General features: G+C 46.9%; 9 protein-coding genes and 1 pseudogene. 1 reads left to right on the top strand and 9 read right to left on the bottom strand.

The window, feature by feature from the left end:
* The 5 genes and pseudogenes from B5D40_RS02675 to B5D40_RS02655 form a co-directional block, all read right to left on the bottom strand.
* A pseudogene (locus tag B5D40_RS02675) lies at nt 1–194 on the bottom strand (hypothetical protein); the annotation flags it as partial.
* Nucleotides 195–270: 76 nt separating this feature from the next.
* Entirely contained in the window at nt 271–912 is a 642-nt protein-coding gene (pnuC, locus tag B5D40_RS02670; RefSeq protein WP_078775669.1) for a nicotinamide riboside transporter PnuC, read from the bottom strand.
* A gap of 266 nt (nt 913–1,178) precedes the next feature.
* Nucleotides 1,179–1,358, bottom strand: coding sequence for a hypothetical protein (locus B5D40_RS02665; protein WP_073303152.1), 180 nt, complete (start codon nt 1,356–1,358; stop codon nt 1,179–1,181).
* Nucleotides 1,359–1,542: 184 nt separating this feature from the next.
* Entirely contained in the window at nt 1,543–1,743 is a 201-nt protein-coding gene (locus B5D40_RS02660) for an RpnC/YadD family protein (protein ID WP_073303280.1), read from the bottom strand.
* Between the two features lie 73 nt (nt 1,744–1,816).
* Nucleotides 1,817–2,719 (bottom strand): Rpn family recombination-promoting nuclease/putative transposase, encoded by a 903-nt coding sequence (locus B5D40_RS02655; protein ID WP_078775659.1) that lies wholly within the window; start codon nt 2,717–2,719, stop codon nt 1,817–1,819.
* Between the two features lie 685 nt (nt 2,720–3,404).
* On the opposite strand from B5D40_RS02655, the gene B5D40_RS15175 reads away from it, so the two are divergent.
* A complete protein-coding gene (locus B5D40_RS15175) occupies nt 3,405–4,805 on the top strand; it encodes a fibrobacter succinogenes major paralogous domain-containing protein (protein WP_095849540.1) in 1,401 nt (466 codons plus the stop codon).
* 354 nt (nt 4,806–5,159) lie between these two features.
* On the opposite strand, the gene B5D40_RS02640 is transcribed toward B5D40_RS15175, so the two are convergent.
* The 4 genes from B5D40_RS02640 to B5D40_RS02625 form a co-directional block, all read right to left on the bottom strand.
* Nucleotides 5,160–5,528, bottom strand: a complete 369-nt coding sequence (locus B5D40_RS02640; RefSeq protein WP_198951029.1) for an ATP-binding protein — start codon at nt 5,526–5,528, stop codon at nt 5,160–5,162.
* Nucleotides 5,529–5,623: 95 nt separating this feature from the next.
* On the bottom strand, nt 5,624–6,823 hold the full coding sequence (locus B5D40_RS02635; RefSeq protein ID WP_078775657.1) for an HNH endonuclease domain-containing protein: 1,200 nt from the start codon (nt 6,821–6,823) through the stop codon (nt 5,624–5,626).
* Nucleotides 6,784–7,380 carry a class I SAM-dependent methyltransferase gene (locus B5D40_RS02630; protein ID WP_078775667.1) on the bottom strand — a complete coding sequence of 199 codons (597 nt, stop codon included), beginning with the start codon at nt 7,378–7,380 and terminating at the stop codon, nt 6,784–6,786. Before B5D40_RS02630 ends, B5D40_RS02635 begins: the two co-directional genes overlap by 40 nt.
* A 350-nt stretch (nt 7,381–7,730) precedes the next feature.
* Nucleotides 7,731–8,465: an SWIM zinc finger family protein gene (locus tag B5D40_RS02625; protein ID WP_073303162.1), complete on the bottom strand. Its 735-nt coding sequence runs from the start codon at nt 8,463–8,465 to the stop codon at nt 7,731–7,733.

Genomic DNA, 8,465 nt, shown 5'->3' with positions numbered 1-8,465 from the left:
GGCTTGTTTGGCGCACCCATCTTTTCGTCGAACAATTTGGAAAACTCGGTCTCGAACTTGTTCCAGTCAATCTTGTTCGCGAGAACGTAGAGGGGGTGCTTGTGGTTCAACTGCTCCTCAAGGGAACAGAAAAGGCTTGTCTGTGCGTGGGATTTTGGCGGTCTGTACATAAAAAATGCAAGGTTTTCAATCATATTTTAGAAATCCTTGCAATATTTTCACAGGGTAGAAATCAGTTTTTCCCAATAGTTATGCGGGCTGGGCGGGATTTTAAGGGAGGACTAGATAGACGCACCACATTACCAATGTGGCGATATATTCAGCAGTATTCACAAAAGTCATCGCCCACATATATACGGAAGCAGCATCAATTATAATCCAAACTATCCACTGTTCGGCAAAACGTTTTACAGATGCAAACAAGGCATAAATCGACGCGATTGTGGTGAAAGCATCCACAAAGGGGAGTGAGTCCCCCATTTTCTTCAGAATAAAAGCGTACAGAATCGTTCCAGCAAGAATTGCAACAAAGGAAATCAAACGGCCTGTTTTTGTCAAGCGGCGTTTCAACACTTCTCCATTATTGGAATCCATGTGTTTTTTCCAAGAAAACCAGCCGACAAATTGCATCGGCAGATAATACAAGAGGTTTAGCATCGTTTCTCCGTAAAGAGTCGCCCGATAGGCGATATCCGCATAAAGCAGCACATTTATCAAGCCCAAAATATAAGCGGACAGTTTGCCCTTACCCGTAAGGATCACGCAGATAGTTCCCGTAGTCGCAGAAATGATTCCGAGCAAGGTTTCTCCCTGGATGAGAGAAATAGCAACGACAGCAAGGAGAGCAAACAACAACCATACCACCTCCCAAGGCTTCCAGCCCGCCAGTTCCAGTCGAATGAAATCTTTCATAAAAAAAACATAACTTTCAGCATAAAAACCAGGTCGCCAGACAAGCGACATTTTCGACAAGTTCCATGAAAACGGATAAATTCCCGACGCTAATGTCCTCGATATTGGAGCCATACAGCGGATTAGAACACAATTTATCATGTCCAGCACTTGAGAAGGCTCTTCCTTGTCGGCATATCAAATACAATTCCCATCATAGCTTATCATTCTTTTTTGCATAGAGCCATTTGGCGCATACTTTGTCCCAGCAGTAACATCTCCCCGTCCTACCGACAGAAAGCCTCTTCACAACGCCATTTTCCACCGTTTTCAAGCATGTCCGAATCGCCTTGGGCTATATTGCAGTCTTTTGCGCAGTTCCGAAGTCTTCCTGCCTGTTCGCGGAGTTTCCGTTTTTCCCTCCGCAGTTCGTACCATTCCGTGACCGGGATTTGTACCATGTACATTTCGCCTAATGAGAAGTCCGACAACCTTCGCAAATTTTATAGCAGTCATTCAAATTCCTCATCGTTGTTGCGTTTTTGAAACAATCCATGCAATAAGTTCTACCGAAAAGCATCATTCCCCTATTGATAGGCCTACCCTGAAGCCCTCCTTGGTCTTTTATCCAACTTAGAGCATTATGCCGTCCTATAGCGCCCGGATTTCCTCAAGTGAAAGGCCTGTGTTTTGGGAAATGGCTTCAATGGGGAAACCGTTATCGCGGAAGGCTTTGGCCAATTCCCTATTTTTTGCATCAGCTCCTTCGGCCCGCCCTTCCGCAACGCCCTCGGCACGGCCTTTTTCGAGCCCCCTCTTGTATCGGATGTCGAGTTCCTGTTCCAGTGTCATGTATGCCTTCCTCGTGACGGGGTCCTGGCGGTACCTTTCCACCAGGCGGTGTATCTTTCAAATCAGGGTTTCCCTACAGCGCCCGGATTTCTTCGGAAGTGAGGCCTGTGGAAGTAGCAATAACATCGATGCTTACGCCTTGATCGCGGAACGCCTTGGCTAATTCCTTTCTCTCATCAGCCCGCCCTTCCGCAACGCCCTCGGCACGGCCTTTTTCGAGCCCCCTCTTGTATCGGATGTCGAGTTCCTGTTCCAGTGTCATATATGCCTTCCTTGTGACGGGGTCCTGGCGGTACCTTTCCACCAGGCGGTGGATGCGCTCCATCTTCTCGGACCGGTGTTCCTGGGTGGCGAAGTACTGCATGTACTCGCGGATGGAGGCGTCCTTGATTTCGTCGAACTTCTTAAAGATATAATAATTCTTGTAGCAGAGGTCGCCCATCAGGATGCCCGGGTCGGAATCCTCGCGGTTCTGGAACCGGTAGATGGGCTTGCCCTTCCCGAAGATGTCCTTCGAGCACAGGAAGAGGATGTATTGCTCCTGGAGTTCCTCGTAGTTCGCGCCCTTGCCTAGGGCGTCCAGGTCGCACATCCCCTGGTAGTATCGCGCCCGCTTGGGAAGCTCGCCCGTGTCGTCCATCTGCAGCTCGATGTCAAAGTAGCGGCCTGTCCCCGATGCAGTTCTCGGAGTCTTGGAGATCCAAGAGTTAGGATTTCCCGGAGATTTCGGCAGACTTGCGGATTTCAATTCGCTGGCGGATTCCGATGCGCTCAAAGGTTCCTCCCTGACAAGAACGTCGAAGCGGACGCTCTTGTGGAAGGGGTCCTCCTGGGCGGAGGCCTCCGTGACGACTTCGATTTTCTCGATGGTGATTTTCAGGATGTCCTGTAGGAAGTCCTTCGCCACGTCCTCGTTGCTGAACACCTTGGCGAACATGAAGTTGTCGGTGATGTCCAGGTCTTCGTATCTTTTCATTTTTCTCTCCTGTCGCTACAAGCTTAGAAAGCGACGGCTTTGGTTTTGCGTAATGAACATTTGTTCACCACAAATCTAGTATGGAAAAATCGGATTGTCAAGAGGCTTTTGAAAATTTTTGAGCGATTAAGCATCGGGCCTCTCCCATGAGGCTATGCACAATTCATCTAAGTGCTCAAAGAGCCCAAGATTCATGGGTCTTGGGAACTTGTTCCCTTAGACGAATTGGCCATAGAGAGTCCCCTTCATACTAAGGAAACAAAGTTTCCAAGTATTCAGTGTGCAAAGTCGCCGCTTGGCACTACTTGCCCAAGCAAAAATAAGACCGTTGAATTTGGCAGAAAATTTTTCCTTGGCGCACCAAATTCTTTGGACGGTCGGGAGACCGTCCTGACTGCCGGCTGGCCGTCCTTCCTTGGAGTTCACATCGCCAGCCGAAAATTTGCCATTCCTTTTCTCCATATCGCAGGATTCTGGCAAACAGAAAACGAATAGACCTTCCAAAGATTTCCGCCCTAGAAATTTATGCACTTGAAAACTCCGGCTTTTGAGGAAATTGCCTACGCCTTTGGGAACATAAACTCCCACAACGATGACGCCGACTCCCAAGTCTCCATCAAAACCAGAAACAGCCTTATTTGCTAGATTTCACGTTGAATAAAATCTTTCCCCAAACAGTAAAATCATGAAGCCATCAAACTTTTCATTTTTACTTTTCCTTATTGCAGTAGCGACATTCAGTTTATCCGCCTGTAGCGACGACACCTCGTCTTCCTCCAGCAACACCATCGATTCCGCTTCCGAATCGGACTTCGCGTTCAACGTGGAAACTCTCGACGACCTGCCCAATTGCACCGCAAAACACGAACAGGACACCGCATTCATCCAGGAAAACAACAAAATCTATGTTTGCGAGGACAGGCGCTGGGAATACCTCTATTCTATCATCGACTCCGTGGCGACCGTTGATGACCTTTTAACTTGCACAGAGAAGCGCGAAGGCGACAAAACATTTGTGGAAAGCGAAAAAGCCACGCTCATCTGCTCCGACGGCAAATGGACCCTATTAGACACCAAAGAAACGAATCCAGAATCCAGCGGCTCCATATCGCCAAGCTCTTCGTCGGATGGCAGAAAAGAGGAAACATTGTCATCCAGCTCGGCAGCCCTTTCATCCAGTTCTTCGGCAAAAGCGGAATCCTCTTCCGGCATGGAGGAATCTTCCAGCGCCGTTGTCGCATCCTCTTCAAGCGAAGCCGCACCATCCAGTTCCGCGGCATCAAGCGTCTCCAGCAGCGCAAACGAAAAATCCTCCAGCTCCGTGATAATTCCGGAATCCTCATCCAGCCACGTCCCATCTTCCAGTTCCGAGGCAATTCTTTCCAGCTCTAGCGACGAAATCTCCAGCAGCTCGGCAGTCCCTTCCTCCAGTTCTTTGGCAAAAGCAAACTGGCAATACCTGAACCCCGAAATTTCCTACAGCGAAATGATCGACTCCCGCGACGGACAAATTTACAAGACCGTCAAAATCGGCTACCAGACTTGGATGGCAGAAAACCTGAACTACCCCTACAGCGAAAACACCGCCAAAAGCTATTGCTACAACAACAGCGCCGATTCCTGCGCCAAATACGGACGACTCTACCTGTGGAGTGCCGCCATGGACTCCGCAGCGAGATTTTCTACAACCGGAAAAGGTTGCGGATACAAAGCAACCTGCAACCCCAGCGGAACCGTTCGTGGCGTTTGCCCGGAAGGCTGGCACTTGCCCAGCGGCAGCGAATTAGAAACATTACGCACCTTTACAGGAGCAACCAACAACGTTACCACCAAAGCGCTCAACTCCATCACTGGCTGGACTAACGGCGGCACAGACGACTTTGGTTTTTCCGCTCTCCCCGCAGGCTACAGCAGCTTCAACGACATCGGAGTCTTTTATATGTATGCCGGCCAATACGCAAACTTTTGGTCGTCCTCCGCATTCGACGAATCTGACGCTTACTTTATGTACTCGAGCCCCAGCAGCGTCTCTTTTGGCTACACCTACAAAATCCAAGGCCATTCCGTCCGCTGCCTCAAGGACTAAAGTTTGAACCTCTTGGAATTTCTAAACAAAATTTGATATCGGCACAACTCATTTTCGTTTGAAGCATCATATTTTTAGGGAGTTCCCCGCACTCCGTGCAGGTCGGGCTATATTGTAAGGGCAATTCATGGCGCTCCGCACCCCGACTCGCCTCCTACAACGGAGCCTTGCTCCCTAAAAACGCAATACAAAACCGCCGCGGGTCTCCGCCCTTGCGGGTCACTATCCCTAACGCGGAAATGCAAATTTCACTGTGTTTCGTCTAGTAATAAAAGACCCGCAAGCCCAAACACACACAAATTTTCATACAAATGCTGCAATTTTTTGTACGTTTTAGAAATTCTTGCAATAATTTCAAAGGGGCAGCTTCATCGCATTTATCGTATCGCCGCCATGTTTAGTAACCCGCGGTCGAATTAGTATTTTTACAGGTCTTTGTGTAAAAGCCCTATCCGTAGCTTTGTTTGCCCATAAATAGGCCTCACCGGAAGTCAACGATGACATTGCCGTAGGTGTCAGCGTTTGCAAAGCAGTAATAGCTTTTTGAACATGTTTTACCCACGCAGGCGAACTAAACTTATGCATAATCACAATAGAACTAAGCTCTATAATCTCACTCGGCAAGCTCATCGGATCTTGGCTAGCAATCATGATTGACACACCCTTATGCCGCATTTCACGAATTGCTGTGGTAATCGAATCAACAAGTTCCTTGTCATTCATAAAAAAAATACAGACTTTTGCAAATAGCCCTAAATTAGGAAATGCTTTAGGTCTCCATTGAAACATCACGATCATTTAATTAACAATCATTTCTCTTATCTAAACTTCCACACCTCATACCCTTGCCGTTTTGCGGAGTCATACACAGGTTGCATATTCTTTTTCAAAATATCAACGAACAGTTCTTTGCTATTCCCGGGTTTAAATAGTTCGGTTTCAGCCCATATCGAATGAATGTTATCCCGATAGCATTTTTCAAATCGTTCACGAACAAATTCATCATTCCACATTAAGCAATACATTTCATATTGATTTTGCGCAAAACGTTTAAAAAACTCCCAAGGTGGCAAACGGTTGTTCTTCGAAGAATTGAGCGATGGCTCCATCGGAAGCAAGTTCCACAGTTCATCATTCATTACAAATGACCAAGGGATAAAATGGTCTATGTCGTAATTCGATTTATCAAGAGGCTTGTTTGTATAGATGTCTAAAACTGTTTCTCGTTCTAAAACTGTTTCTCGTTCTAATACTATTTCCCATAGTTCACGAACATACTTAAGTTTTCGAGTATTCGCATCCGTCGGAAAAAGTTTATACACAATTCCGGGAACCTCGGGATTATTGATTTGTAACCACTTGGATTTTTCATATTGTATCCATCCCAGAAACGCAACCGAATTGTCTTGAATATACTGTTTCCATAAAGGGTTAAAAATAACTGTACGATTCAATTGCGAATTTTCACCAAATATATATGGCAACAAAATACGATTATTCACCGTTTTCGTGTATTCAACGATTGTCGAAACATTGTTCCAATTAATTTTTGCACCGCCGCCCTCTTCGAAACGATTGTAGAAACCAGCCAATGCACGATACGGCACGTATTTGGTCAAAGCTTCTTTGTACTTTTTTATATCGGCATGGTATTGCCCGATGGCGTTTTTAATTTCAACTTTAGACGCATTCGAGGACAATCCGCTTTTTGCAGCCAGTTCAACAACAGCAAGTTCCAAAGAATCTCGAAATTCACCTTTCAGCATCCCACTCAAATGAATATGATATTCCAGCACCGTGTACCAAGCATTGGCAATCATCTCGTTAATGATTGCATCAAACGTCACCTGAACAGCGTCTTCGTCAACAATCTTGACGAGCGCTTCAAGCCAATAAAACTTATAGCAATAACTTGGATTCTTCATCATGAGTGAAAAACACTCAACATCAAGCTGGTTGCAATAGTTAGAATCTAAATTCAGTGCGCAACTTTGCGGGAAAGAATTGAGTTCATCCATTTTTCTTCACTCCTATTTGACCGAACATCCATTGAAATCCAATATTCTCTACAGACAAGTTCGGGAACTTCCGCAAGCATTTCAAATAAACATTTTTCAGTGAAATCGGTGAAAAATCTGCCATTGCGTTCGCCAGAGAAATCACCATATTTGAATGACGTATAAATCACGCCATCTTTTTTCAGAGCATCAGCCATTTTGTGCAATACAACCAGTAATTCGTCCCATGGTAAATGGAGAATCGATGCGCACGCCCAAATTCCGTCATATTTATCCTTAGCGACAAGTTCATCAAAGAACATGTGTTTGACAGTAATACCCGTATAACGGCGAGCGATTCGGCAGAGGCTCTCGGAACCATCCATTGCATCCACAAAGAATCCTTTGCTCAAGAAATATTTCGTGTCGCGTCCTGAGGCGCATCCGAAATCTAGTATTTTCGCATACGGCGGCAGATACTCCAAAAATTTTTTCTGTGTAGCAGAAAAATCTACACCGACGGTATCCGCAGAATACTCCGCAGCGTTCTTATCGTAGTAATCGATGGTGACATTCATTTTCTGGCAATTTATACAAATAAAAAACTGAAAGAAACGTAAAAAAATTTCCCGGGTCTTAGGGGGCGGGCCCCCTAGGCGAGGGGGTGCGCGAAAGACCCGGGAGGGGCTGTAGCCAGGGGGAGGCCTCCCCCACCAAAAAAGCGACGTCCGATTCTAGGATCCACCGTTTTTGACTATAGTTCCTTTGCTTCAAAAACCAGTTCAAAAGCATCACGGGAAATGGAACTTTTACCGGACAGTAAAAGTAATCTACAAAAAGGCGATACTCTTTTCAAAGTGCATTCCGCCAGAGTGACATGAAATGTACAAGGGCGTTTCCGGACTTTATCAGAGAAACAGCACAAATCCTACAGCACGCCGAAGAGGGCGTTCAGGCGATTTGCGGGGATAATGCGGTCGCTTTTCTTGCTTGCATTTTCGAGCATCTTTTCCACCTTGTTTTCAAGCGCCACGTTGATAAGGCGGTCGGCGTTCAATCCGCGCAGGGTAAAAAAGAGGAACGGATTTTCGTCCAGACGCTTGCCGATACCGTACATGACGGCGGCCACGTGCTTGCACATGATAGCCCAATCGGGGCAATTGCAGTTGAAACTGATGGCCCTGGGGCTCGGGAAAAGTCCATCCTTGCCGATAAACATTTCCTGGAGTTCATCGGGGAACTTTCCGTTAATGAGGGTTTCCATGCTCTCGATTTTGTTGCCGCACTTTTCGACCATGCGGTCGCATTCCTCTACCGTCAAGGGGCTAATTTTGATTTCCACCTTGTACGGCGTGGCCTTGGAACCTTGCACGCGGGCAAGCACCTTGCCAGCCTTGATTTGCAGGTCGATAACGGTTCCTGCCCGCACATAGCGTTTGCCTCGATCAATACGGCTTGCGAAATCGGCATACTGTTCCAGATTCGCACACCAGGCGCGGCCCCACCAACTTTTGCAATATTCGCGGTCGCGGCACGGAGCAACCGGTTCCAGCACACGTCCCTTCTTTTCGGCGTTGCTCTCGCTTTTTTCGATTCGGCGGCGAAGTTCCTCGATGGTGGGCTGAGAGAACTGCATAAAGCTGTTGTTCCAGTACATCTTCAT

This window comes from Fibrobacter intestinalis (genome assembly GCF_900167415.1).
GTDB lineage: Bacteria > Fibrobacterota > Fibrobacteria > Fibrobacterales > Fibrobacteraceae > Hallerella > Hallerella intestinalis.
Note: the sequence above shows the minus strand (reverse complement) of the source record. Positions and strands in the feature narration are given on the sequence as shown.